The 24,401-nt window shown below is 64.9% G+C and carries 21 protein-coding genes, 1 tRNA gene and 2 pseudogenes; 6 read left to right on the forward strand and 18 right to left on the reverse strand.

All coding sequences use genetic code 11. The annotated features are described in order from the left end of the window. Nucleotides 1-53: 53 nt before the first annotated feature. From ACR64R_RS20600 to obgE, 4 genes and pseudogenes are all read right to left on the reverse strand, one after another. Nucleotides 54-641 (reverse strand): nicotinate-nucleotide adenylyltransferase, encoded by a 588-nt coding sequence (locus tag ACR64R_RS20600; protein ID WP_487362506.1) that lies wholly within the window; start codon nucleotides 639-641, stop codon nucleotides 54-56. A gap of 83 nt (nucleotides 642-724) precedes the next feature. Continuing rightward, complete coding sequence (locus ACR64R_RS20605) at nucleotides 725-2,011, reverse strand: glutamate-5-semialdehyde dehydrogenase (RefSeq protein ID WP_487358119.1); 1,287 nt, start codon at nucleotides 2,009-2,011, stop codon at nucleotides 725-727. Nucleotides 2,012-2,042: 31 nt separating this feature from the next. Next, nucleotides 2,043-3,183 (reverse strand): annotated as a pseudogene (proB, locus tag ACR64R_RS20610) (glutamate 5-kinase). 2 nt (nucleotides 3,184-3,185) lie between these two features. Next, nucleotides 3,186-4,217: a GTPase ObgE gene (gene obgE / locus ACR64R_RS20615; protein WP_487358120.1), complete on the reverse strand. Its 1,032-nt coding sequence runs from the start codon at nucleotides 4,215-4,217 to the stop codon at nucleotides 3,186-3,188. Nucleotides 4,218-4,380: 163 nt separating this feature from the next. Here obgE and ACR64R_RS20620 point away from each other — a divergent pair, with 163 nt between their 5' ends. Continuing rightward, the gene (locus ACR64R_RS20620; RefSeq protein WP_487358121.1) at nucleotides 4,381-5,244 is read left to right on the forward strand and encodes an endonuclease/exonuclease/phosphatase family protein; all 864 of its coding nucleotides are present in this window, start codon (nucleotides 4,381-4,383) and stop codon (nucleotides 5,242-5,244) included. 172 nt (nucleotides 5,245-5,416) lie between these two features. Here the strand turns inward: ACR64R_RS20620 and ACR64R_RS20625 are convergent, their stop codons facing one another. The 3 genes and pseudogenes from ACR64R_RS20625 to ACR64R_RS20635 form a co-directional block, all read right to left on the reverse strand. Beyond that, on the reverse strand, nucleotides 5,417-6,004 hold the full coding sequence (locus ACR64R_RS20625; protein ID WP_487358122.1) for a GNAT family N-acetyltransferase: 588 nt from the start codon (nucleotides 6,002-6,004) through the stop codon (nucleotides 5,417-5,419). Between the two features lie 123 nt (nucleotides 6,005-6,127). Next, a complete protein-coding gene (gene rpmA, locus ACR64R_RS20630; protein WP_006327539.1) occupies nucleotides 6,128-6,397 on the reverse strand; it encodes a 50S ribosomal protein L27 in 270 nt (89 codons plus the stop codon). A gap of 99 nt (nucleotides 6,398-6,496) precedes the next feature. Then, nucleotides 6,497-7,181, reverse strand: a pseudogene (locus ACR64R_RS20635) (50S ribosomal protein L21). A 326-nt stretch (nucleotides 7,182-7,507) separates the two neighbouring features. Here ACR64R_RS20635 and ACR64R_RS20640 point away from each other — a divergent pair. Together ACR64R_RS20640 and ACR64R_RS20645 are read left to right on the forward strand one after the other, a co-directional pair. Then, nucleotides 7,508-7,597 (forward strand) — tRNA-Ser (locus ACR64R_RS20640). Nucleotides 7,598-7,832: 235 nt separating this feature from the next. Further along, entirely contained in the window at nucleotides 7,833-8,288 is a 456-nt protein-coding gene (locus ACR64R_RS20645; RefSeq protein WP_487358123.1) for a hypothetical protein, read from the forward strand. Between the two features lie 50 nt (nucleotides 8,289-8,338). On the opposite strand, the gene recQ is transcribed toward ACR64R_RS20645, so the two are convergent. Further along, entirely contained in the window at nucleotides 8,339-10,183 is a 1,845-nt protein-coding gene (gene recQ, locus ACR64R_RS20650) for a DNA helicase RecQ (protein ID WP_487358124.1), read from the reverse strand. A gap of 242 nt (nucleotides 10,184-10,425) precedes the next feature. On the opposite strand from recQ, the gene ACR64R_RS20655 reads away from it, so the two are divergent. Next, nucleotides 10,426-11,052, forward strand: a complete 627-nt coding sequence (locus ACR64R_RS20655; RefSeq protein WP_487358125.1) for a LysE family translocator — start codon at nucleotides 10,426-10,428, stop codon at nucleotides 11,050-11,052. 165 nt (nucleotides 11,053-11,217) lie between these two features. Here the strand turns inward: ACR64R_RS20655 and ACR64R_RS20660 are convergent, their stop codons facing one another. Next, nucleotides 11,218-11,550, reverse strand: coding sequence for a cupin domain-containing protein (locus tag ACR64R_RS20660; protein ID WP_487358126.1), 333 nt, complete (start codon nucleotides 11,548-11,550; stop codon nucleotides 11,218-11,220). A 52-nt stretch (nucleotides 11,551-11,602) separates the two neighbouring features. After that, nucleotides 11,603-13,006 (reverse strand): glucuronate isomerase, encoded by a 1,404-nt coding sequence (uxaC, locus tag ACR64R_RS20665; protein WP_487358127.1) that lies wholly within the window; start codon nucleotides 13,004-13,006, stop codon nucleotides 11,603-11,605. 185 nt (nucleotides 13,007-13,191) lie between these two features. Between uxaC and ACR64R_RS20670 the strand changes: the two genes are divergently transcribed. Continuing rightward, the gene (locus tag ACR64R_RS20670; protein ID WP_487358128.1) at nucleotides 13,192-14,682 is read left to right on the forward strand and encodes a mannitol dehydrogenase family protein; all 1,491 of its coding nucleotides are present in this window, start codon (nucleotides 13,192-13,194) and stop codon (nucleotides 14,680-14,682) included. A gap of 136 nt (nucleotides 14,683-14,818) precedes the next feature. On the opposite strand, the gene ACR64R_RS20675 is transcribed toward ACR64R_RS20670, so the two are convergent. The 8 genes from ACR64R_RS20675 to ACR64R_RS20710 form a co-directional block, all read right to left on the reverse strand. After that, the gene (locus ACR64R_RS20675) at nucleotides 14,819-15,226 is read right to left on the reverse strand and encodes a F0F1 ATP synthase subunit epsilon (RefSeq protein ID WP_487358129.1); all 408 of its coding nucleotides are present in this window, start codon (nucleotides 15,224-15,226) and stop codon (nucleotides 14,819-14,821) included. Between the two features lie 65 nt (nucleotides 15,227-15,291). Continuing rightward, nucleotides 15,292-16,872 carry a F0F1 ATP synthase subunit beta gene (atpD, locus tag ACR64R_RS20680; RefSeq protein WP_487358130.1) on the reverse strand — a complete coding sequence of 527 codons (1,581 nt, stop codon included), beginning with the start codon at nucleotides 16,870-16,872 and terminating at the stop codon, nucleotides 15,292-15,294. 65 nt (nucleotides 16,873-16,937) lie between these two features. Continuing rightward, complete coding sequence (locus ACR64R_RS20685) at nucleotides 16,938-17,822, reverse strand: F0F1 ATP synthase subunit gamma (protein ID WP_487358131.1); 885 nt, start codon at nucleotides 17,820-17,822, stop codon at nucleotides 16,938-16,940. 33 nt (nucleotides 17,823-17,855) lie between these two features. Beyond that, the gene (atpA, locus tag ACR64R_RS20690) at nucleotides 17,856-19,385 is read right to left on the reverse strand and encodes a F0F1 ATP synthase subunit alpha (RefSeq protein ID WP_487358132.1); all 1,530 of its coding nucleotides are present in this window, start codon (nucleotides 19,383-19,385) and stop codon (nucleotides 17,856-17,858) included. Beyond that, nucleotides 19,385-19,945, reverse strand: a complete 561-nt coding sequence (locus ACR64R_RS20695; protein ID WP_487358133.1) for a F0F1 ATP synthase subunit delta — start codon at nucleotides 19,943-19,945, stop codon at nucleotides 19,385-19,387. The genes atpA and ACR64R_RS20695 overlap by 1 nt, the downstream gene beginning before the upstream one ends. A gap of 246 nt (nucleotides 19,946-20,191) precedes the next feature. Then, a complete protein-coding gene (locus tag ACR64R_RS20700) occupies nucleotides 20,192-20,587 on the reverse strand; it encodes an AGROH133_08824 family phage infection protein (protein ID WP_042645646.1) in 396 nt (131 codons plus the stop codon). A gap of 94 nt (nucleotides 20,588-20,681) precedes the next feature. Continuing rightward, complete coding sequence (locus ACR64R_RS20705; RefSeq protein ID WP_487358134.1) at nucleotides 20,682-21,377, reverse strand: aspartate/glutamate racemase family protein; 696 nt, start codon at nucleotides 21,375-21,377, stop codon at nucleotides 20,682-20,684. 36 nt (nucleotides 21,378-21,413) lie between these two features. Then, nucleotides 21,414-23,597 (reverse strand): primosomal protein N', encoded by a 2,184-nt coding sequence (locus ACR64R_RS20710; protein WP_487358135.1) that lies wholly within the window; start codon nucleotides 23,595-23,597, stop codon nucleotides 21,414-21,416. Nucleotides 23,598-23,688: 91 nt separating this feature from the next. Between ACR64R_RS20710 and fsa the strand changes: the two genes are divergently transcribed. Further along, nucleotides 23,689-24,345: a fructose-6-phosphate aldolase gene (gene fsa / locus ACR64R_RS20715; protein ID WP_487358136.1), complete on the forward strand. Its 657-nt coding sequence runs from the start codon at nucleotides 23,689-23,691 to the stop codon at nucleotides 24,343-24,345. Nucleotides 24,346-24,401 lie beyond the last annotated feature (56 nt).

Consider the following 24,401-nt stretch of genomic DNA (forward strand, 5'->3'; position numbering starts at 1 on the left):
GTAAAAGCGACATGGGCCGGGCTTCCCATCCTTCCTTGTGGGAAGGAACAAGCTCAGCTCTTCGCGGCTTTGCGGATCGCGGTGGATGATAGCGAGGAACGGGGACCGTGGATGAAGGTCCATGCCGGCGCCGGCATGCGGGCGAGCAGCGGTGCATCGCCCTCGTCGATGCGGGCGTAATCGAAGGTCTTGGCGACCACCGACGATAGAAAGGAGAGCGTGGCGCCCGGGCGGTCGATGATCGCGATCGGGAAGGTCAGCACGATCTCGCGCCAGCGCTGCCAGCGGTGGAAGTCGCGCAGCGAATCCGCGCCCATGATCCAGACGAAATCGACGCCCGGATTGCGCGCCTTGACCAGCGCCAGCGAGTCGGCGGTGTAGCGCACATGATGCGCCGCCTCGAAAGCGGTCACCTTGATCCTGGGATTCCTGGCGATCCTCTCTGAGAGCTCGATGCGCTCGGCGAGAGGCGCCAGTTCGCGTTGGCTTTTCAGCGGATTGCCGGGCGTCACCATCCACCACAGCTGGTCGAGCGCCAGACGCCGGAGCGCTATCTCCGCAACCAGCGCATGGCCAGCATGCGGCGGATTGAACGAGCCGCCGAACAGCCCCACGGTCAAGCCCTTGGCGGCGTGCGGCATGCGAAAGTAGCGGGCCGGGACAGGCTTCTCGGCTTGCGAAAGCATTCGCCTTGGCCTCCCTCAGGCCTTCCGGGCGAAAAAGGTCAAGGCCTCACCTGTCCCGATCCGCGCACGCGGTACTTGAAGGAGGTGAGCTGCTCGACGCCCACCGGCCCGCGCGCGTGCATCTTGCCGGTGGCGATGCCGATCTCGGCGCCCATGCCGAACTCGCCGCCATCGGCGAACTGTGTCGAGGCATTGTGCAGGAGGATCGCCGAGTCGATCTCATTGAAGAACCTTTCGACAGCCCGCGCGTCCTCGGCGATGATCGCCTCGGTGTGGTGCGAGGAGAAGGTCTCGATATGCTCGATCGCGCCGGCTACGCCGTCGACGAGCTTCACCGCGATGATGGCGTCGAGATATTCCGTCACCCAGTCGGCGTCGGTCGCCAGGCTGGCATCTGCGAAAGCTTTCATCACCTCGGCGTCGGCATGGATCTCGCAGCCGGCGGCGCGCAGCGCCTCCAGGATCGGCACCAGATGCGTGGAGGCCACCGCACGGTCGACCAGCAGCGTCTCGGCGGCGCCGCAGACGCCGGTGCGCCGCATCTTGGCGTTGACCGCGATCTTCACCGCCATGTCGAGATCGGCCGAGCGGTCGACATAGAGGTGGCATATGCCTTCGAGATGCGCGAAGACCGGCACCCGCGCTTCGGTCTGCACGCGCCCGACCAGGCTTTTGCCGCCGCGCGGGATGATGACGTCGAGGTTGCCGCCGAGCCCCTTGAGCATCTCGCCTACGGCGGCGCGGTCGGTGGTCGGCACCAGCTGGATGGCATCCTCGGGCAGGCCCGCCGCCTTCAGCCCTTCGACCATGCAGGCATGGATCGCCGACGACGAATTGATCGAATCCGAGCCGCCGCGCAGGATGACCGGATTGCCGGCCTTGAGGCAAAGCGCGCCGGCATCCGCCGTCACATTCGGCCGGCTTTCATAGATGACGCCGATGACGCCGAGCGGCGTGCGCACGCGCTCGATATGCAGCCCGTTCGGCCGGTCCCATTCGGCGATGACGTCGCCGACGGGATCCTTGAGCGCGGCGATCTCGCGAATGCCATCGGCCATCGCCTTGATGCGCGAAGGCGTCAATTTCAACCGGTCCATGAAGGAACCGGACAGCCCGGCCTCCTCGCCATTCGACATGTCGATGGCGTTGGCGTCGAGGATCGCCTGCTCGTTGCGCAGGATGGAGTCGGCCATGGCGGCAAGGGCGGCATTCTTGGCCTTGGTGGAGGCGACGGCCAACGGTCGGGCGGCGGCGCGGGCGTTGCTGCCGATGTCGGCCATAAGCGCCACGGTGTCTTCGCCGGATTTTTCATGCGCCTTCAGCATGTCTCATCCCTCCGCTGGGTCGTCAGCCACTCTAGTCGTCGGCCAATACTTGTTCGCCGGCAAGGCTTACCACAAGGTCGTCGCGATGGATCATCGCCGAGCGCGCCTCGTAGCCGAGCACATTTTCGATCTCGGTCGTCTTCAAGCCCGCGATCCTTACGGCATCGGCGGCATCATAGGCAACCAGGCCGCGCGCGATCTCGCGGCCCTCGGGCGACAGGATCGCGACCGTGTCGCCGCGCGCGAAATTGCCGCTGACCAGTTTCACGCCGGCCGGCAGCAGCGACTTGCCGGACTTGAGCGCGCTGATTGCGCCGGCATCGACGGTCAGCCGCCCCGCCGGCTCGAGCTGCCCGGCGATCCAGGTCTTGTAGCCCTTCACCGGGTTGGCGCTCGGCTTGAAGAAGGTCGCGCGCTCGCCGCGCTCGATCGCCATCAGCGGCGAAAGCCTCGTGCCTGATGTGATGATCATGGCGGTGCCGGCGGCGTTGGCGATCTTGCCGGCGTCGAGCTTGGTGCGCATTCCGCCGCGCGACAGCTCCGAGGCCGCCGCCCCCGCCATCGCCTCGATGTCGGGCGTGATGCGGTCGACCACCGGGATGAATCTGGCTTCCGGGTCCTTGGCCGGGGGCGCCGTGTAAAGCCCATCGATGTCGGAGAGCAGCACCAGGAGAATCCGCGCCCATCATCGTCGCCACCCGCGCCGCCAGCCGGTCATTGTCGCCGTAGCGGATTTCCGACGTCGCCACCGTGTCGTTCTCGTTGATGACCGGCACCGCCTTCATCTTGAGCAGCGTCGAGATGGTCGCGCGCGCATTGAGGTAGCGGCGACGCTCCTCGGTATCGCCGAGGGTGAGCAGGATCTGGCCCGACTTCAGCCCATCCTTGCCGAGCGCGTCCGACCAGGCGCCGGCAAGCGCGATCTGGCCTACGGCGGCGGCGGCCTGGCTCTCCTCGAGCTTCAGAGCGCGCTTGCCGAGGCCGAGAATGGTGCGGCCGAGCGCTATGGCGCCCGAGGAGACGACGAGCACTTCCGCGCCGGCATTGGCAAGCACCGCGATGTCGTCGGCAAGCGAGGTCAGCCAGTCGCGCTTCAGGCCTGATGCGCGGTCGACGAGCAGCGCCGAGCCGATCTTCACGGTGATGCGCTTGTAGGACTTCAACGACTTCATGGTCATTGCTGCCAGCGCGTGTCGACCGGAGCCGGAACGGCATCGCGCGATTCCGCGACCACCGCCATCAGCGCGCGCAGCACCGCCTCGACCCCTTCGCCGGTGACGGCCGAGACAAGCATCGGCGCGCGGCCGGCCGCGCGCTTCAGCGAGGCCGCCTTCTTCTTGCGGGCGTCCGCGTCGAGGATATCGATCTGGCTGAGCGCTACGATCTCGGCCTTCTCCGCCAGACCATGGCCATAGGCTTCGAGCTCGGCGCGCACCGTCTTGTAGGCCTTGCCCGGGCTTTCCTCCTGCGCCGAGACCAGATGGAGCAGCACGCGCGTCCGCTCGACATGGCCAAGGAACCGGTCGCCGATGCCTACCCCCTCATGCGCGCCCTCGATCAGGCCAGGGATGTCGGCGAGCACGAATTCGCGGCCGTCGACGCGAGCAACGCCGAGGCCGGGATAGAGCGTGGTGAATGGATAGTCGGCAATCTTCGGCTTGGCGGCGGTGACGGCGGCAAGGAAGGTCGACTTGCCGGCATTCGGCAATCCGACCAGGCCGGCGTCGGCGATCAGCTTGAGCCGGAGCCAAATGGTCAGTTCCTCGCCCGGCAGGCCGGGATTTGCGCGCCGAGGCGCCTGGTTGGTCGAGGTCTTGAAATGCTGGTTGCCGAAGCCGCCATTGCCGCCCTTGGCGAGCAGAAAGCGCTGGCCGACCACGGTCAGGTCGCAGATCAGCGTTTCATTGTCCTCGGCAAAGACTTGCGTGCCCGCCGGCACCTTCAGCGTGATGTCGGCGCCCTTGGCCCCGGTCATGTTGCGGCCCATGCCGTGCATGCCGGTCTTGGCCTTGAAATGCTGCTGGTAGCGATAGTCGATCAGCGTATTCAGCCCGTCGACCGCTTCCGCCCAGACATCGCCGCCGCGGCCGCCATCGCCGCCATCCGGGCCGCCGAACTCGATGAATTTTTCGCGCCGGAACGAAACTGATCCGGCGCCGCCGTCGCCGGATCGGATATAAACCTTGGCTTGATCGAGGAATTTCATCGTCGTTTCGAGTTTCTGCTGATGTCCATGAGCGATTGCTCTAAGGCATGCCTTAAACCAAGGCAGGGCCAAGGGCGAGGCCGATTTGTGACTAAAGCGCCGGATGCCCTTTGGCGTAGAACGCGTTAGCACTGTGGCGAGGGCGTGACTGGAGGGGCGCGCAATGAGGATCGTTTCCTACAATATCCAATACGGCATCGGCCTCGACGGCAGATTCGATGTCGGCCGCATCGCCGATGCTGTGCGCGGCGCCGATGTGATCGCGCTTCAGGAAGTGACCCGCAACAACCCGCGCAACGGCAGCCGCGACATGGTGGCGGAACTCTGCGAAGCGCTGCCCGATTATTTTGCCGCCTATGGCAGCAATTTCGAGGTCAACATCGGCTCGCGCCTCGAGAACGGCCGCGCCATCTCGACTTCCTTCCAACTCGGCAACATGGTGCTGTCGAAGACGCCCATCCATCTGTCGCGCAATCTCCTTCTGCCGCGCAGCCGCAGCCTTGAGACCATGAACTTCCAGCGGGGCGCCCTGGAGGCGCTGATCGAAACGCCACTCGGCTTCATCCGCTTCTACTCCACCCATCTCGACCACCGCAGCCCGGTCGAGCGCCAGGGCCAGATCCGCTTCCTGCGCCAGCGCCTTTTGAACTACGCCCTTGAAGGCGGCGGACTGTCGGGCATTCCCGAGATCGGCCTGCCGGACCTGCCCTACCCGGAAGCCTTCATCGTCATGGGCGATTTCAACATGCTGCCGGGCTCCCCCGAATATGTCGAGCTTGCCGGCCGCCCCGACCATGAATTCGGCATGCCGCTGACCGCCGATCTGGCCGTCGATGTCGCCCAGCGTCTTGCCGTCGCCGGGCTGGTCACCTGGGTCGATCCCGAGCGGCCTGAAGACCAAAACCGCCACAAATGCATCGACTACATCTTCACCAGCGCCTCGCTCGCCAAGTCGCTGAAGCGCCTATGGACCGATCGTGACGCCGTCGGCTCCGACCACCTGCCGCTATGGGCCGAACTGAGCTGACCTACTTTGCCTCGATCCAAGGTGCGACGCCGAGGTGTGTTGAGATTCAGGTCAGACCGAGCCGAAAACACTGATTTTCGAGAACCGGAGCGGAGCGTACTTAAGTACGTGAGCACCGGAAGCGCAGAAAATCAGTGTTTGCAGGCCGGTCTCACCTGAATATCGGCACACCTCAAAAGTGCACCCAGTTGCGGAGACTGGTCCACGTCTTCCTGTCCAGCCGATAGCGCTCGACCGGCACCTGGCCGGCGACGATCGAATTCAGCATGCCCTGGCCGGCATACTGGAAGCCGCATTTGTGGATTACCCGACGCGAGGCCGGATTGATCACCCTGGCCGAGGCGTGCAGTACATGAATCGAGGTCCGCTGGAAGGCGAGGTCGACGAGCGCATGGGCGGCCTCGGTGGCGTAGCCGCGCTTCCAATAGGGCTCGCCGATCCAGTAGCCAAGTTCCAGCCCGCGATCGGTGGTGTTCAAGCCGGCGCAGCCGACGAAAGTGCCGGTGTCCTTGAGCGTCAGCGCATAGACAATGCCGGCGCGGCGCGACGCCGCCATGGCCAAGAAGGTGCGTCCCTCGGCCTTGCCATAGGGATGCGGCATACGGGCGAGCATTTCGGCGACATGCCGGTTGTCGGCAAGTGTGACGAGTTGCTCGAGGTCGCTGTCGCGCGGGGCGCGCATGACCAGCCGCTCGGTGGCCAGCACCGGGCAATCGATCGCGTAACTTTCGTCTTCGGTGTCTTCCGCTTCGGCAACCATTTTAGTCCTCCAGGGCAAGAAATGAAAAAGGAGAGAGGGCAAGCCCATCTCTCCTGATCCTTTTCCTGGCCTGGCCAGACACCGGTTCCCGAGATGGGCGCCGGTGTTATGGTGCGGAACCGGCTACTCCGCTGCTTTGGTAATCGGGTTCACCGATACGTAGGTTCGGCCGTTGGCTTTCTTGTTGAAGGTGACTGCGCCGGCTTCGAGCGCAAAAAGGGTGTGGTCCGTGCCCATGCCGACGTTGACGCCGGGATGCCACGAGGTGCCGCGTTGGCGGATGATGATGTTGCCCGGGATGACGGCTTCGCCGCCGAACTTCTTCACGCCCAGACGCTTGGAGTGCGAATCGCGACCGTTGCGCGACGAACCGCCAGCTTTCTTGTGTGCCATTTGACTAACTCCGATGCGCCCTGAGGCGCTTGAATGGTCTTATGAACGCGTTCGCGTTCCGTTTCAAGTCCGTGCCGGCGACGATCGTCGCCGGAAAAACTACTTCTTCGCCAGTTCCTTGGCTTGCTCGCGCCAGTCCTTGATCTGGTCGGCGCTGAACGGCATGTGCTCGTCGATCTTGGCGACGTCCTTGTCGCTGAGCTTGGCGAGCTGCGCGAAGGTGATGATGCCCTGCTCGGCGAGGTCCTTCGCCGCGACCGGGCCGATGCCCTTGATCACGGTCAGGTCGTCCGGCTCGCTCTTCGGCGCCTTGAACAGCGGCGCGGCCTTCGCTTCTTCGCCGGTGGCAGCCTCGGTCTTGGCTTCCTTCTTGGCCTTCGGCTCCTTCGCAGCGGCCTCGGCAGCCACTTCCGCCTTCGCCTCGGCCTTGGCTTCCGGCTTCGCGGCGGCCTTCTTCGACGGCTTGGCGCCACCCAGCAGGATCTCGGAGGATCCGAACGGTGGTCAGAAGCTGGCGGTGGCCGATCTTGCGGCGCGAATTCTGGCGGCGGCGCTTCTTGAAAGCGATGACGGTGCGGTTCTTGCCCTGCTCCACGACTTCTGCCGTGACCAGAGCGCCGTCGACGAACGGCGCGCCGAAGGTGACGTTCTCGCCCTCGCCATGCGCGAGCACATTGCCGATCTCGACGATATCGCCGACCTTGGCTTCGAGCTTCTCGATCTTCAGGAGATCGTTGGCGGCGACGCGATACTGCTTGCCGCCCGTTTTGATGACTGCGAACATTTTTTGCCTTTCGCTGTTCGGTCGGCCTCGATGAGCCGCCTCGGGCGGTTCGGCCGTCTTTTTGTCAGTCTGCGGGTTCAAAAAACAAGCGGCGCGGAAGACCCTCCACGCCGAATGCGGGCTGTCCCTAACCGAAGGTTGCGCCGGAGTCAAGGCAAGCGGGCCGCCCACCGCGATGGACCGATCGGCGTCGCCGGCGAATATCGGGCTGCGCCATCTCCGTTGCCTTTCGCCGAAGCTGGAAATCGCTCGAATAAGGCCTTGTAACTCCGGCGGCCAGCCGTTATCTAGTGCGCCGCGCCGGCAACGGCCGACCATGACCTCGCGGAGAGGTGGCAGAGTGGTCGAATGCACCGCACTCGAAATGCGGCATACTCGCAAGGGTATCGGGGGTTCGAATCCCTCCCTCTCCGCCATCCTGCTTCGCTGTCCGAGCTTCGCAGGACCAGCCTAATCTTCCGCGCGAAGCAGGGCCGGGATTCTCCCACTTAAAATGCCCCAAGTTCAAACTGCGCGTCTCGAGCGATCCAAACTCCGCCGTGAAGCAGCGCACAGTCGCGTGACAAAAATCCGGCCATAGTCGATGCTATATGATCTCAGGCGATCAACCTGCGGAGGGCCTTCGACATGCGCTCTGGGTGGAACCCGACAGTGTCCGGTCGCTCTGGCGGCTTGGTAACGAGTGGCAAGGGCATCGGGCCAACCATGGCGGTTGCCCTTGCAATTGCGTTTTCCCTTTCGCCTTCGCATGCGGAAGCCGCAAAGCACCGCCTGCCGAGCGACTACAGATGGGGCCGCTGCCTGCTCGTCGTTGCGGGCCAGACCCGCATCTCCGGAAAATGCTCCTACCAGATCGAAAAGGGTGGCGATTTCAACATCCAGGGGCCCAAGCAGGTTTTTGCCGGCATCGACTATCCCGACACCAATAGCGGGGCGGGTGAAATGTCCAGGGATTACTGGGCGGTAGTCTACAAGGACGGCAATTCCTGGGCCGGCTATTCGAACGCGGATATAGCGGCGACCCACGGCGACGAAAGATGGGAAGACCTTCGCCGCGAGGGCGCCTGCTACGTCGGGAAAGACGTCAGGATTTGCCTTTGGCATTAGCCGGCGCAAGTTGATGCCTGGCCCGCTGACATTGCCGGGCAGCAAGTCCTTCAGTCCGACCCGTCGGCCTGATGTGCCGCGATCGCACTCAGGAAAACCTCGCCGAACTCCTTGAGCTTGGCGGCGCCGACGCCGTTCACCTCGGCGAAATCGTCGAGGTCTTGCGGGCGGCGCTCGGCCATGTCGATCAGCGTGCGGTCGGAAAACACCACATAGGCCGGCACCTGGCGCTCCTTGGCGAGCCGCAGCCGCAGCGTCTTGAGCGCCGCCAGAAGCGATGCGTCGACGCCCTCGCCGTCCATGGCGGTGCCCTGCGCGGCACGCTTCCTGCCGCGCTGGAGACGGTCCCGGCCCTCGACACGATATTCGAACGCAACCTCGCCGCGGCCGAGCGCCCGGCCGCTTTCGGAGATGGCGAGGCCGCCATGGCCGTCGGAATCCGGCACCAGGAAGCCTCCGGCGACGAGTTGCCGGATGAGCGACAGCCAGACCGGCTTCCGGTGCATGATGCCGGTCCTGAAGCTGGCCAGGTTCTGATGGCTTCTCGCCAGCACCTTTTCGGTCTCATGGCCTAGCAGAATGTCGATGACATGGGCGGCGCCGAAGCGCTCGCCGCTCTGCGCGACGGCCGAAAGGATGATGCGCGCCTCGGCGCTGCCGTCGGCGCGCGGCGCCTGGTCGAGGCAGTTGTCGCAATTGCCGCAGGCCCGGGCTTCCTCGCCAAAATAGCCGAGCAGCACCTGGCGCCGGCACTGCGCCGTCTCGCAATAGCCGATCAGCGTGTCGAGCCGGCGATGCGCCCGTCTTTTGTGCTCGGGCGAGGTACCCTCGTCGTCGATGAACATCCGCCGCGTGCGGATGTCGCCGGCACCGTAGAGCATATGCGCTTCCGCCGGGCGGCCGTCGCGCCCGGCCCGGCCGATCTCCTGGTAATAGGCCTCCAGGCTGCCCGGCAGGTCGGTGTGGAAGACATAGGCGACGTCGGGCTTGTCGATGCCCATGCCGAAAGCGATGGTCGCCACCATGACGACGCCGGACAGGCTCATGAACGCGTTCTGGTTGGCCTCGCGCGCGTCCTTGCTCATGCCGGCATGGTAGGCGAGCGCGCGCACGCCGTTCTTCTCCAGGAAAGCCGCCATTTCCTCGGTTTTGCGTCGCGACAGGCAATAGATGATGCCGCTCTTGCCCTGGTGACGCTCGATGAAGCGCAGCAGCTGGCGCTTGCTGTCTTGCTTGGGCTCTATCGCCAGCTTGATGTTGGGCCGGTCGAAGCCCAGCACCAGGGTCTCGGCGCGCCCGGCGAACAGTCGCGCCTCGATATCGGCGCGCGTGGCCTCGTCCGCCGTAGCCGTCAGCGCGATGATCGGCACTTGCGGAAACAGCCCGCGCAGCCGCGACAGATCCTCATACTCGCGCCGGAAGGCCGGGCCCCATTGCGAGATGCAATGCGCTTCGTCGATTGCGATCAGCCCGACGTCGAGCCGGGAGAGGGCTTCGAGCATCCGCTCCGTCATCAGCCGCTCCGGCGCCATGTAGAGCAGCCGCGTCTGCCCGGACGCGACGCGGCGCCAGGCCGCTACGTTGGCCTCGCGGTCGAACGAGGAATTGATCGTTTCGGCGGGCACGCCCGCAAGGCGCAAAGCGGCGACCTGATCCTGCATCAGCGCCACCAGCGGCGAAACCACGATGGTCAACCCGCCCTTGACCAGCGCCGGAACCTGATAGCAAAGCGACTTGCCGGCGCCCGTCGGCATCACCGCCAACACATGGCTTCCGGCGAGCAGCGCCTCGATGACGGCGGCCTGTCCGGGGCGGAAATCGTCGAAGCCGAACACATCCTTCAGGACACGCCGCTTGTGGTCCTCGGCCCTCAGGCTGGCTGCCTGTGGCGGCATCAGGCTGACACCGGACAGACGTTCGTTTTCGGGAAGGTGCGAAGAGCAGACAAGTGATTCACCACGTGATGCCTTGGAGTAGCGCAGCCCTCATCGGGTCACAACCGCGCTTTGCAGGTCACCCTGTCATCTCGTGCCAATGCGGTCATCGAAAAGCCATGGCTGGCACACTGGTCGGAGGGCTCCAACTGCTATGGTTCGATGCATCCATTGCCGGCAGCGACCGCGGAAGGAGCCTTCGTATGATCGACCCAGCCACGCTCATCACCTACATCGCGGTCGTGTTCGGCTTCGTCTTCATTCCTGGGCCGGCAACGCTGCTCACCGTCGCGCGGGCGACGAGCTCGGGCACTAAGGTCGGCATCGCCACCGGCGCCGGCGTCGCGGCGGGTGATGTTATCCACACCATCATGGCCATTGTCGGCATCTCGGCCATCATCGCCGCCTCGGCGATGCTGTTCAGCATCATCAAATATATCGGCGCAGCCTATCTGGTTTATCTCGGCATCCGCGCCATTGTCGAAAAGGCGCCGGCCGATTTCGCGGGTGGGACGCTGCCGATCTCGGCGGGAAAAGCCTTCCGGCAAGCGATCCTGACCGAAGTGCTCAATCCGAAGACCGCTCTGTTCTTCCTCGCCTTCCTGCCGCAGTTCGTCCACCCGCAAGGCGGTTTCGTGATGCTGCAGCTGATGGTGCTGGGCATCATCTTCGTCCTGCTCGGCCTTTTCAGCACGGTCGTCTTTGCCCTCAGCGCGGGCGGCCTGGGCTCCTTTCTGCGCCGCAATCCGGGGGTGCTGAAATGGCAGGGCAAGGTGGTCGGCGGCATCTTTTGCGCGCTCGGCATACGGCTCGCGCTGCAGCAGCGCTGAATTTTTTCCCGGCCTGCCGCCAGTCAGTCGCCGTTAAACCTATCTTCACCATAATGCGGCACCGTTGCGGTCCTGCGGCGATGTTTGAGTACCGCGGTGGCGCGACCAGCGCCAGGCAACAGGCCCGCGCCCACGGCGCGGGCTTTTCCTTTGAGAGGCGGGCGCTCAGCTGAGAAAATCAGCCCGGCAAGGCGCAAAGCTGTCGACCAGCCGCCCGGCCTCCAACGCCTTGACGCCATGCACGAGGTTCGACGGCACGATGAAGCTGCTTCCTGTCTCGAGGATCTCCGACCGGCCGTCGATGGTGACCTCGAAGCACCCCTCGGCAACGTAACTGGCCTGCACATGCGGATGCGAATGCAGCGCGCCGACGCCGCCCTTCTCGAAGACGAATTCGACCATCATCAGCTCGTCGGTATGAACAAGCACGCGACGGCGGTTGCCGTCCGGCGTTGGCTCCCAGGTTTTTTCGCCCGCAGGTGAGAAAATATCGGTCATCGTCTGATTTCCATCCGAAGTTGCCTTCCTCTTCAAACCATGGGCGCCCGGCTCAAAGGCGGTACGCCTTCTTGGCAAGCGTATAGGCAAGGTCGCGCGCCAGCTCGTGCGCCTCCTCCTCCCGGATGCGGTGCTCTGTGACCAGCCGCGCCAGGAAGGCGCAGTCGACGCGGCGAGCGACGTCGTGGCGCGCCGGGATCGACGGGAAGGCCCGCGTGTCGTCGTTGAACCCGACGGTGTTGTAGAAGCCTGCCGTCTCGGTTGTCATCTCGCGGAAGCGGCGCATGCCTTCCGGGCTGTCGTGGAACCACCAGGCCGGCCCGAGCTTCAGGGCCGGATAGACGCCGGCGAGCGGCGCCAGCTCGCGTGCATAGCTGGTCTCGTCCAGCGTGAAGAGGATGATCGTGAGGTCGCGCTCCAGCCCAACGCAGTCGAGCAACGGCTTCAGCGCCGCGACATAGTCGGTGCGGGTCGGGATATCGAAGCCTTTGTCGCGGCCGAATCTCTGGAAAACAGAAGCCGAATGATTGCGCCAGGAGCCCGGATGGATCTGCATGACCAGGCCGTCGTCGCGGCTCATCTTGGCCATCTCGGTCAGCATCTGGGCACGGAACAGTTTTCGCTCGCGCTCATCCTCCGAGCCGCGGCGGACACGGTTGAAGAGAGCCTGCGCCGCCGCGTCGGAGAGATTGGCGGTTTCGGCGGTCGGATGGCCGTGATCGGACGAGGTCGCGCCGAATTCCTTGAAGTAGGCGCGGCGCTTTCGGTGCGCGTCGAGGTAGCCCGTCCATGTGCCGGTGTCGCATCCGGTGATCTCGCCGAGCCGATCGAGATTGGTCGGAAAACCTTCGAAATCGGGATCGACCACGGCGTCCGGTCGGTAGGCGGTGACGACGCGACCTTTCCAGCCGCTGTCGCGGATTGTCCGGTGCCATTTCAAATCGTCGAGCGCGCCTTCGGTCGTCGCGATCACTTCGATGTTGAAGCGCTCGAACAGGGCTCGAGGCCGATAGTCGTCGCGCTGGAGCAGCGTGGCGATGGTGTCGTAGTGACGGTCGGCAGTGGCGGCGATCAGCGGTTCGTCGATGCCGAACAGATGCTCGAACACATGGTCGAGCCACAGCCGCGTCGGCGTGCCGCGAAAGAGATAGTAATGCTCGGCGAAGCGCCGCCAGATGGCGCGGCCGTCGGTTTCGACAGGCGCGCCGTCCAGCGTCGGCACGCCGAGTTCTTCCAGCCGCACGCCCTGGCTGAATAGCATGCGGAAAATGTAATGATCCGGCACTATCAGCAATTGCGCCGGATCGGGGAAGATCTCGTTGAGAGCATACCAGCGCGGATCGGTGTGACCATGCGGACTGACGATGGGCAGATCCTTCACGCCGCCGTAAAGAGCGCGGGCCAAGGATCGCGTTTCCGGCGGGAACAACAGGTCCGGATCGGTCAATGCGGCCACTTGGCTCCTCCCAGATTGCGCTAACGGTGGATCGGTCGAAGACAATGTCAACATACACAACGGGCCGGTTGCATGGCGACTCACTAAAGGAACGCAGCCATTGTGCGCGCCGACAGCGGATGTTACGCCACTGCCATCGTTTTCGCCCGGCATAAGGCGACCACCCGATCGGAGACTCCGCGTCCATGAACGGTCGCCTGTCCAACGCCACCATTGCGAAGCTGCCGGCCGAAGTTCTGGTTCCTGGCTACGCCCGCGATTCTGCGACCCCCGGCATTGTCCATCTCGGAGTCGGCGCATTTCACCGTGCCCACCAGGCGGCCTATATCGACGCATGCCTGGCGGACGGCGCGACCGATTGGGGTATCGTCGGCGTCTCTCTGCGCAGCCCCGATACTCGCGATGCTCTGGCGCCGCAGGACGGGCTCTACACGCTGGCTGTCAGGGACAGCGCCGGCGAACAGTTGCAGGTCATCGGCTCGATCCAATCCTTGCTCGTCGCCCCGGAAAACCCCGTCGCGGTGCTCGCCGCGCTGACCGACCCGCGCACCCGCATCGTCACACTGACCATCACCGAAAAGGCCTATATCAGGGCAGCCGACGGCACGCTCGACGGCGTTCACCCCGATATCGTCCACGACCTCGCCAACCCCGGATCGCCGAGGACGGCGCATGGATTTCTGATTGAGTCGCTCGCGCGCCGTCGCGCCGCCGGCACACCGCCTTTCACCGTTCTTTGCTGCGACAACCTGCCGGCCAACGGCGCCACGCTCCATCGGCTGCTGATCGAGTTCGCGAAGCTGCGCGATGCCGACCTCGCGCGCCATATCGCCGACGAGGTTGCCTTCCCGTCTTCCATGGTCGACCGCATCGTCCCGGCGACAACCGACGCCGACCGGTCGCGCATAGCGCAACAGCTCGGCGTCGAGGATGCCTGGCCGGTAATGACCGAGCCGTTCCGCCAATGGGTGATCGAGGATCGCTTTCCTGGCGGCCGGCCGGCCTGGGAGAAATTCGGCGTCACCATGGTCGACGACGTCGGCCCGTTCGAGGACATGAAGCTCAGGCTGCTCAATGGCGCGCATTCAGGCATTGCCTATCTCGGCCTGCTCAGCGGCCACGCCACAGTCGACCGCGCCTTCGCCGACCAGTCGATCCGGCAGTTCGTCGACCGGCTCTGGTCCGAGGCCATTCCGACGCTGCCTCAGGACGCCGGGCTCGACCCGATCCCCTACACGGCCGAACTCGCCGCGCGCTTTTCCAACACAGCGCTCGCCCACCGCACCGCGCAGATCGCCAATGACGGCAGCCAGAAATTACCGCAGCGCATCATCGCCTCCGCGCTCGCCAGGCTGGAGAGGGGCATGCTGCCGGAACATCTGTCGCTGGTTGTCGCCGCCTGGATCGCCGCCTGCGCCGCGCGCGGCAGGACTTTGCCGGCGGGCCATTTCACCGATCCGCTGGATTCTGCCCTTAACGACCTGTTCGGCCGCGACCTGCCGACGGCCGAAATGACGGCGGCCGTGTTCGATCTCGCCGGCTTTGCCAAGGGCAATGCTGGCCACCGGAAATTGACAGAGCTTGTCGCCACGCATTTGGCCCATTTCGAGCAGGGTGGTCCGAAGCTGGCTCTCGCCGCGCTCGGCATTGGCAACAAGAACGTAACGTCCGAATAGCGGTTTTCCGTCACGGATTGCGCCCGACAAAGCAGGCCGAAATGTCTCGCAAACACAAAGAGCGAGACAAACCGAAAATCGGACAACAAAAAAGCGGGGCAAGCCCCGCTTTCTCAATCCCTCGCAGACAGCCCAATTAGGCCGGCAGCAGCGCGCCTTCCAGCGTGGTGAGCTGGCTGAGGAACTGCTCGGCGCGGCTGCGCGCCATGTCGTCCTTGGCGTCGGCCGCGTCTTCCCTGGCCTCCTGGATGCGGCGGGCAAGGTCGGCGCGGTCGATGTCGTTCACATGCACCGCCGATTCGGCAAGCAGCGTGCAGCCGGACGGCAGGATGTCGGCGAAACCGCCGAACACGACATAGCGGTCTTCCTTGCCGGAGGCGGCCTTCACAGTGACGACGCCGGGCTTGATGGTGGTCATGACCGGCGCGTGCTGCCCCATCACCGTCATCTCGCCTTCGGCGCCCGGGATGACGACGGACTCGACCTGCTCGGAAACGAGCAGCCGCTCCGGCGAGACCAGTTCGAACTTGAAAGCTTCAGCCATGGTGTCTCACAAACGCTTGCATCGAAATAGCGCGGACGCAAACGCCCGCGCCATCGAATGAGTAATTAAGCCGCTTCAGCCGCCAGGCGCTGCGCCTTCTCGACCGCCTCGTCGATGCCGCCGACCATGTAGAAGGCGGCTTCGGGCAGGTGGTCGTAGTCACCGGCGCAGAGGCCCTTGAAGCCCTTGATGGTGTCGGCGAGGTCGACCAGCTTGCCCGGCGAGCCGGTGAACACTTCGGCGACGAAGAACGGCTGCGACAGGAAGCGCTCGATCTTGCGGGCGCGGGCCACCGTCTGCTTGTCCTCTTCCGACAGCTCGTCCATGCCCAGGATGGCGATGATGTCCTGCAGCGACTTGTAGCGCTGCAGGATCGACTGCACCTGGCGGGCGACCTGATAGTGCTCCTCGCCGACGACCATCGGGTCGAGCATGCGCGAGGTGGAATCCAGCGGATCGACGGCCGGGTAGATGCCCTTTTCCGAGATCGCGCGGTTGAGCACGGTCGTGGCGTCGAGGTGGGCGAACGAGGTCGCCGGCGCCGGGTCGGTCAAGTCGTCGGCCGGAACGTAGATGGCCTGCACCGAGGTGATCGAGCCTTTGGTCGTGGTCGTGATGCGCTCCTGCAGCGCGCCCATGTCTGTGGCCAGCGTCGGCTGGTAGCCCACGGCCGAAGGAATGCGGCCGAGCAGCGCCGACACTTCCGAGCCCGCCTGGGTGAAGCGGAAGATGTTGTCGACGAAGAACAGCACGTCCTGGCCCTGGTCGCGGAAATATTCGGCGACCGTCAGACCGGTCAGGCCGACGCGGGCGCGCGCGCCCGGCGGTTCGTTCATCTGGCCGTACACAAGTGCGGCCTTCGAGCCCTGGCCGCCGCCCTTCTTGTTGACGCCCGATTCGATGAACTCGTGATAGAGGTCGTTGCCTTCGCGGGTACGCTCGCCGACGCCGGCGAACACCGAGAAGCCGCCATGCGCCTTGGCAACGTTGTTGATCAGTTCCTGGATCAGCACGGTCTTGCCGACGCCGGCGCCGCCGAACAGGCCGATCTTGCCGCCGCGAGCATAGGGCGCGAGCAGGTCGAGAACCTTGATGCCGGTGACCAGGATCTGCGCTTCCGTCGACTGGTCGACATAGGCCGGAGCCGGCTGGTGGATGGCACGCAGCTCGACGCCGTCGACCGGGCCTTCCTCGTCGACCGGCTCGCCGATGACGTTGATGATGCGGCCGAGCATGCCCGGGCCGACCGGAACCGAGATCGGCGCGCCGGTGTCGAAGACCTCCTGGCCGCGGACCAGGCCTTCGGTCGAGTCCATGGCGATGCAGCGCACGGTGTTCTCGCCGAGATGTTGGGCAACCTCGAGCACCAGGCGGCTGCCGACATTGTCGGTTTCGAGCGCGTTCAGAATGGCCGGCAGGTGATCCTCGAACTGCACGTCGACGACGGCGCCGATGACCTGGCGGACCTTGCCGGCGGCGCCGACGCGCTTGGTCGCAAAGGCCGGCGCCTTGGCAGTCGCTTCCGCCTTGGCGGAGGCTGCGGTCTTTGCCGGAGCGGCCGCCTTCTTGGCCGGAGCGGGCTTCGCCGCCGCCTTGGGGGCCTCTGCCGCCTTGGCGGCGGTCTTCGGGGTAGCTGCTTTCGCCATCGTCTTTGCCCTTTTCGTCTATCCGTTGTTCACGCCGTCCGCCGGATGTCCCGCGCGGCGCGCGATTAGAGCGCCTCGGCGCCCGAAATGATCTCGATCAGTTCCTTGGTGATCTGCGCCTGCCGCTGGCGGTTGTAGGTGATCGACAGCTTGTTGATCATGTCGCCGGCGTTGCGCGTCGCATTGTCCATCGCGCTCATCTTGGCGCCCATCTCGCCGGCCGCGTTTTCCAGCAGCGCACGGAAGATCTGCACCGCGATGTTGCGCGGGATGAGGTCGGAGAGGATCTCGCCCGGCTCCGGCTCGTATTCGTAGACCGAAGCGGCGCCATTGCTCGTCGCGGCGGCGGCGGAGGCCTGCGCCGCCGGGATGATCTGCTGCGCCGTCGGGATCTGGCTGATCACCGATTTGAACTGCGAATAGAACAGCGTGCAGATGTCGAAGCCGCCCTCGTTGAACAGGTGGATGACCTTGCGCGCGATCGCGTCGGCGTTGACGAAGCCGAGCGTCTTGACCTCGCGCAGATCGACACGCTCGAGGATCAGCGAGCCGTAGTCGCGGCGCAGTATGTCAAAACCCTTCTTGCCGACGCAGATGATCTTAACCTGCTTGCCGTCGGCAAGCAGCCTGCGGATATGCTCGCGGGCGAGGCGTGCGATCTGCGAGTTGAAGCCGCCGCACAGGCCGCGCTCGGCGGTGCAGACGATGAGCAGATGCACGTCGTCCTTGCCGGTGCCGGTCATCAGCGCCGGGGCGTCGCCGCCACCGCCGACGGCCTGGGTGATGTTGGCCAGAACCGCGCCCATGCGTTCGGAATAGGGTCTGGCTGCTTCCGCCGCTTCCTGCGCGCGACGCAGCTTCGCCGCGGCGACCATCTGCATCGCCTTGGTGATCTTCTGCGTCGCCTTGACCGAGGCGATGCGATTACGAAGGTCTTTTAACGAAGCCATGCTTCAAACCTGATCCCGTGCGTTCGGCTTCGTTCAAGCGAAGGTCTTGGCGAAGGCGTCGATTTCCGCCTTGAGCTTGGCGCGCAAATCGTCCGACAGCGCCTTCTCCGTGCGGATGGCGTCGAGCACACCCTTGCCGGCCGAGCGCATGTGGCTGAGCAGGCCATGCTCGAACTTGCCGACCTGATTGAGGGGCAGCTTGTCGAGATAGCCGTTGACGCCGGCGAAGATCACCGCGACCTGTTCCTCGACCTTGAGCGGCGAGAACTGCGGCTGCTTCAAAAGTTCGGTCAGGCGCGAACCGCGATTGAGCAGGCGCTGCGTTGCGGCGTCGAGGTCGGAGCCGAACTGCGCGAAGGCAGCCATTTCGCGATACTGCGCGAGCTCGCCCTTGATCGAGCCGGCGACCTGCTTCATCGCCTTGATCTGCGCCGAGGAGCCGACGCGCGACACCGAGAGGCCGACGTTCACCGCCGGGCGGATGCCCTGAAAGAACAGGTTGGTCTCGAGGAAGATCTGGCCGTCGGTGATCGAGATGACGTTGGTCGGGATGTAGGCCGACACGTCGTTGGCCTGCGTCTCGATGATCGGCAGCGCGGTCAGCGACCCGTTGCCGTTGTCGTCATTGAGCTTGGCGGCGCGCTCGAGCAGGCGCGAATGCAGGTAGAACACATCGCCCGGATAGGCTTCGCGACCCGGCGGGCGGCGCAGCAGGAGCGACATCTGGCGGTAGGCGACGGCCTGCTTCGACAGATCGTCGTAGCTGATCAGCGCATGCATTCCGTTGTCGCGGAAATACTCGCCCATGGTGCAGGCGGTGAAGGGCGCCAGGAACTGCATCGGCGCCGGATCGGAAGCGGTGGCGGCGACGATGATCGAATATTCAAGCGCGCCGCGCTCTTCCAGCACCTTGACGAACTGCGCGACGGTCGATCGCTTCTGGCCGACGGCGACGTAGACGCAGTAGAGCTTTTCCTTCTCGGGGCCGTTGTCGTGCACCGACTTCTGGTTCAGCATCGTGTCGAGGATGATGGCGGTCTTGCCGGTCTGGCGGTCGCCGATGACCAGTTCGCGCTGGCCGCGGCCGACCGGGATCAGCGCGTCGATGGCCTTGAGACCGGTCGACATCGGCTCATGCACCGACTTGCGCGGGATGATGCCGGGCGCCTTGACGTCGACACGCTTGCGTTCGGTTGCCTTGATCGGACCCTTGCCGTCGATCGGGTTGCCCAGCGCGTCGACGACGCGGCCGAGCAGGCCCATGCCGACAGGAGCGTCGACGATGGCGCCGGTCCGCTTCACGGTGTCGCCTTCCTTGATGTCGCGGTCGGCACCGAAGATGACGACGCCGACATTGTCGGCTTCGAGATTCAGCGCCATGCCGCGGATGCCGCCCGGGAATTCGACCATCTCGCCGGCCTGGACATTGTCGAGGCCGTAGACGCGGGCGATGCCGTCACCGACGGACAGAACCTGACCGACTTCGGAGACCTCGGCCTCCTTGCCGAAATTCTTGATCTGGTCTTTCAGAATTGCGGAAATTTCCGCGGCGCGGATGTCCATCAGCCGACCTCTTTCAGTGCAAGCTTGAGCGAATTGAGTTTGGTTTTGAGCGACGTATCGATCTGGCGCGAGCCCATCTTGACGATCAGCCCGCCGAGCAGCGACGGATCGACGGTCATGGCGATGGCCACGTCCTTGCCGGCGATGCTCTTCAGCGTCGCCTTGAGTTCAGTCTGCTGCGCGGCCGTCAGCGCATGCGCCGAGGTGACCTCGGCGGACGCCTCGCCGCGATGGTCCGCGGCGATCCGGCGGAAAGCCTTGATCATGCCGGGCACCGCGAACAGGCGCCGGTTGCGGGCGACGACGCGCAGGAAATTGCCGACCAGGCCGGTGATCCCGGCCCTGTCGGCGATAGCGGCGATGGCCTTTGCCTGGTCCTCGCCGGAGAACACCGGGCTGTTGATCAGGCGGCCAAGATCCTCGCTGCCGTTGAGCATCGCCTCGAAGCTTGCGAGGTCGGCCTCGACCTTGGCGATCGAATTGTCCTGCAAGGCAAGCTCGAACAGCGAGCCTGCGTAGCGTTCTGCGACAGCTGAGATTGGCGATGACGATTGGGCCACGGACCGTCTTTTCTCTTGTCTGACAGGCCGCAGATTGTTGGCGCGAGCAAAAACTCTGGCTAAATCTTTGACCTTATTACAAATTTTCAAGCACGGAGATGCGGCTTCCGCTATCCCCTGCCGAAAGTCGATTGCCGTCTAGCACAGGCTTTTTAAGACCGCAATGCATCGCCCGGCATGGTTTTCACGCACTTTTGTCGCATCGAGCGGCGAAGGCCAACCTTAAGCGCCGGATTAGTCCCCAATTCACGGCACAAAGCCGAAGGCAAAGGCCAGCGGCAGCGCCGCCAGCGCCAATTCAACCACGATGGAAACCCAGTTGAAAGGGGTGTTGGCGCCGTCCGACATCATCGACAGCAATCGGCCGAAGGCGGTGAACAGCCAGGAGAAGCCCAGCGCCATGTAAAGCAGCGGCTGCGCCAACAGGATGCAGCACAGGCTGACGCCGAGATAGAAGCCGGACATGCGGCCGCGACCCTCGGCGATCGCCGCGGCTTTCTCCGGCCTTGGCTGCAGCCGCAGCACCCGAAACGCAAGGCCCGGCGCCAGGAACAGGAACAGGCCGAGGGCCAAGGTCACGACGGCGCTCGACCATGCCAGCCATTCGCCCTGGCTCGCGGGCCACGGAAACGCGAAGTCCATAAGATCCCCCTCATATTCCTTATTCTGAGACAGCGGCATTTTAGCCAGGGAATGAAAGCGCGCCAGAGGACGGCGGGCACATTAGAATCGCGCATCAGCCCAGCGCGAAGTCGACAGCGGCCTGCGCATGGATGCGTGTCGTGTCGAACACTGGAACGTCGAAATCGCGCTCGCCGATCAGCATGGTGATCTCGGTGCAGCCCATGATGACGCCGTCCACCCGGTCGTCGCGACGCATCCGGGCGACTTCGTCGAGATAAACGGTTCTCGATTCGCCTCTGACGATGCCCTGGCAGAGTTCGTCATAGATCACCTTGTGCACCATGTCGCGGCCGGCCTGGTTCGGCACCACCGGCTCGAGGCCGTATTTGTCGGCGAGCCGGCCCTTGTAGAATTCCTGCTCCATGGTGAAGCGCGTCGCGAGCAGCGCCGGTCGTTTCACGCCTGCGTTGACCACGGCACGCCCGGTCGCGTCGGCGATGTGGATGAGCGGAACGGAGATGGCGGCCTGCACCGTGTCGGCCAGCTTGTGCATGGTGTTGGTGCAGATCACCAGGCCTTCGGCGCCTCCCGCCTCCAGCCTGCGCGCGGCATCCACCAGACGGGCGCCGGCGCCCTCCCAGTCGCCCGCGTGCTGCCGCTCGGCGATCTCGGCGAAATCGAACGACCACAGCAAGAGCTTTGCCGAATGCAGCCCGCCCAGCCGTTCGCGCACGATCTCATTGAGCAGGCGGTAATAGATCGCCGTCGATTCCCAGCTCATGCCGCCGATCAGCCCAAGGGTTTTCATAGGTGGTGCTCCGTTGGGAGGGACCGACTTTCCCACTTATAGGAAGCTCTGAGGGTCGATGTCGACCTGCACCCTGACCGAGCCGCGCGGCTTCGGTCCCGCGGCCAGCATGGCGCGGATGAAGCCTTGCATGTCGGCGCGCCGCTCGCCCTGCACGAGCAAGCGGAAGCGGTGGCGGCCGCCGATCAGCGACAGCGGCGCCTCGGCCGGCCCGAGTACGAAGAGATCGGAGGCCGTCGGTGCCGTGCGCCTGAGGGCCCTCGCATGGCTTTCCGCCTCGCCTCGCGTTGCCGCGCTCACGATGATGCCGGCAAGCCGGCCGAATGGCGGCAGCCCAGCCCGCTCGCGCTCGGCGATCTCGCGCTCGTAAAAGGCTTCCGAATCGCCGGAGATGATGGCCCGCATCACCGGATGGTCGGGCTGGTAGGTCTGCAGGAGACCGAGACTCTTCTTGCCGGTGCGGCCGGCGCGGCCGGTCACCTGGCTGAGCAGCTGGAAAGTACGCTCGGCGGCGCGCGGATCGCCATTGGCGAGGCCGAGATCGGCGTCGACCACGCCGACCAGCGTCATGCCGGGAAAATTGTGGCCCTTGGCGACAAGCTGCGTGCCGATGACGATGTCGGCCTCGCCATTGGCGACGGCCTCCAGTTCGAGCCGGAGCCGGCGCACGCCGCCCAGAATATCTGACGACAGCACAATGGTGCGGGCATCAGGGAAATGCCCCACCACTTCCTCGGCGATGCGCTCGACGCCTGGACCGCAGGCCACGAGATGGTCGAGCGTGCCGCATTCCGGACAGGCTTCCGGCCGCCGCTCATTGTGGCCGCAATGATGGCAGACGAGCTGGCCGCGAAAGCGGTGCTCGACCAGCCAGGCCGAACAGACCGGACAGCCGAAGCGGTGGCCGCAGACGCGACAGAGCGTCAGCGGCGCATAGCCGCGCCGGTTGAGGAAAAGCAGTGACTGCTCTTTCCTCTCCAGCGTGCGCTGCATCTGCTCCAAAAGGACCGGCGACAGGAAGCCGCCGCGCGCCGGCGGCGAGCGGCGCATGTCGATCGACTTCAGGTCGGGGAGCGCCGCCTCGGCGAAGCGTGACGACAACACGGCCCGGTCGTAGCGGCCCTGCATGGCGTTGACCCGGCTTTCCACGGACGGCGTGGCCGAGGCGAGCACCACCGGGAAATCGCCGATATGGCCGCGCACCACCGCCATGTCGCGCGCATTGTAGAAGACGCGGTCTTCCTGCTTGTAGGCGGGATCGTGCTCCTCGTCGACGACGATCAGGCCGAGTTCCTTGAACGGCAGGAACAGCGCCGAGCGCGCCCCGGCGACGACGCGCACACCACCCTCGGCCACCTGCCGCCAGACACGCTCGCGCATCCGGGGCGGCAGGTCGGAATGCCACTCCGCCGGCTTGGCGCCGAACCGGACCTGGAAGCGTTCGAGGAAAGCATGGGTGAGCGCGATTTCCGGCAACAGAATCAGCACCTGCCTGCCCTTGTCGAGCGCGGCGGCCACCGCCTCGAAATAGACCTCGGTCTTGCCCGACCCGGTGACGCCGTCTAGCAAGGTGACGTTGAAGGCATCGGCCGCGATAGCCGCGCGCAGCTTCTCCGCCGCAACGTCCTGATCCGGCATCAGCTCCGGCGCGGCATGGCCGGGATCGGGCGCCGCCACGGCCGGACGCGGCGGGATCATCACCGTCTCGAACACACCCTGCGCCCTCAGGCCGTCGATCACGGTCGAGGAAACGCCGGCTGCATGCGCCAATCCCGAGCGCGTCCATGCCAGCCCCCCTTCGGCCGTCTCCAGCACGCGTCGCCGCGCATCGGTCAACCGGTCCGGCTCGGCCAGCGTGCGCTGCAATCCCTCGATCCAGGGTTCGGGGTCGAAAGCCTCCGGGGCCCTGAGCAGCATGCGCGCCACCATGCCTGGGGCAGAGAGCGTGTATTGCGCGATCCAGTCGACGAAGCGCCGCATTGCCCTGTCGATCGGCGGGCAGTCGAAGACTTCTTCGATCGGCCGCAGTTTCCTCGCGTCGACCGTTTCGACCGCGCCGTCCCAGACGATGCCCGCGACCTGGCGCGGCCCGAGCGGCACCCGCACGATCGAGCCCGGCACCACGCGCATGCCACGTGGCACGGCATAGGTGTAGGGCCGTTCGGCCGGCATCGGCACCAGCACCGGCGCGGCTGCGACAAAGGGCGAATCTTCCATCATCAGGCGTGACCTTGCCCTGACTTTGGTCTAGATCAAAGAGGACCCCCGCATATGCCCGGCCAGGCGCCGGGCGATCCCCAAGGAGACGGCCATGAAGTTTTTTGTCGACACCGCTGACATCAAGGAAATTAAGGAGCTGCACGACCTGGGGCTGGTCGATGGTGTTACCACCAACCCCTCGCTGATCCTGAAATCGGGGGGCAAGATCTCCGAAGTCACCAAGCAGATCTGCGATATCGTCGAAGGCCCGGTCTCGGCCGAGGTCGTGGCGACCGAATACAAGGACATGATGGCCGAGGCGAAGATCCTGGCCAAGATCGCGCCGAATGTCGCCATCAAGGTGCCGCTGACGCTTGACGGCCTGAAGGCCTGCAAGACGATCCGCACCGAGATGAACCGCATGGTCAACGTAACGCTCTGCTTCTCGGCCAATCAGGCGCTGCTTGCCGCCAAGGCCGGCGCCTCGTTCATCTCGCCCTTCGTCGGCCGCATCGACGACACCGGCGCCGACGGCATGGAGCTCATCTCGGAGATCCGCACCATCTACGATAATTACGATTTCAAGACCGAGATTCTCACGGCCTCGGTGCGCACGGTGAACCACGTCAAGCAGGCGGCGCTGATCGGCGCCGACGTCGTCACCGCGCCGCCGGCGACGCTGAAGGCGCTGGTCAGTCACCCGCTGACCGACAAGGGCCTGGCGCAGTTCCTGGCCGACTGGGCCAAGACCGGCCAGAAGATCGGCTGACGCCGACTCTCCCATCAGAAACAAAAAAGGCCGGGCAACCGGCCTTTTTTTGCGGG

This window comes from Mesorhizobium sp. MC2-1-1 (assembly GCF_057597255.1).

Coding starts and splice junctions, on each gene's coding strand:
- atpA (WP_487358132.1), bottom strand. CDS start 19,385: ATGGACATCCGCGCCGCGGAAATTTCCGCAATTCTGAAAGACCAGATC.
- ACR64R_RS20700 (WP_042645646.1), bottom strand. CDS start 20,587: ATGGACTTCGCGTTTCCGTGGCCCGCGAGCCAGGGCGAATGGCTGGCA.
- ACR64R_RS20625 (WP_487358122.1), bottom strand. CDS start 6,004: ATGGTTGCCGAAGCGGAAGACACCGAAGACGAAAGTTACGCGATCGAT.
- ACR64R_RS20705 (WP_487358134.1), bottom strand. CDS start 21,377: ATGAAAACCCTTGGGCTGATCGGCGGCATGAGCTGGGAATCGACGGCG.
- ACR64R_RS20600 (WP_487362506.1), bottom strand. CDS start 641: ATGCCGCACGCCGCCAAGGGCTTGACCGTGGGGCTGTTCGGCGGCTCG.
- fsa (WP_487358136.1), top strand. CDS start 23,689: ATGAAGTTTTTTGTCGACACCGCTGACATCAAGGAAATTAAGGAGCTG.
- ACR64R_RS20675 (WP_487358129.1), bottom strand. CDS start 15,226: ATGGCTGAAGCTTTCAAGTTCGAACTGGTCTCGCCGGAGCGGCTGCTC.
- ACR64R_RS20605 (WP_487358119.1), bottom strand. CDS start 2,011: ATGCTGAAGGCGCATGAAAAATCCGGCGAAGACACCGTGGCGCTTATG.
- ACR64R_RS20660 (WP_487358126.1), bottom strand. CDS start 11,550: ATGACCGATATTTTCTCACCTGCGGGCGAAAAAACCTGGGAGCCAACG.
- ACR64R_RS20670 (WP_487358128.1), top strand. CDS start 13,192: ATGAACGGTCGCCTGTCCAACGCCACCATTGCGAAGCTGCCGGCCGAA.
- obgE (WP_487358120.1), bottom strand. CDS start 4,217: ATGAAATTCCTCGATCAAGCCAAGGTTTATATCCGATCCGGCGACGGC.
- ACR64R_RS20685 (WP_487358131.1), bottom strand. CDS start 17,822: ATGGCTTCGTTAAAAGACCTTCGTAATCGCATCGCCTCGGTCAAGGCG.
- ACR64R_RS20620 (WP_487358121.1), top strand. CDS start 4,381: ATGAGGATCGTTTCCTACAATATCCAATACGGCATCGGCCTCGACGGC.
- rpmA (WP_006327539.1), bottom strand. CDS start 6,397: ATGGCACACAAGAAAGCTGGCGGTTCGTCGCGCAACGGTCGCGATTCG.
- ACR64R_RS20655 (WP_487358125.1), top strand. CDS start 10,426: ATGATCGACCCAGCCACGCTCATCACCTACATCGCGGTCGTGTTCGGC.
- ACR64R_RS20710 (WP_487358135.1), bottom strand. CDS start 23,597: ATGATGGAAGATTCGCCCTTTGTCGCAGCCGCGCCGGTGCTGGTGCCG.
- recQ (WP_487358124.1), bottom strand. CDS start 10,183: ATGCCGCCACAGGCAGCCAGCCTGAGGGCCGAGGACCACAAGCGGCGT.
- atpD (WP_487358130.1), bottom strand. CDS start 16,872: ATGGCGAAAGCAGCTACCCCGAAGACCGCCGCCAAGGCGGCAGAGGCC.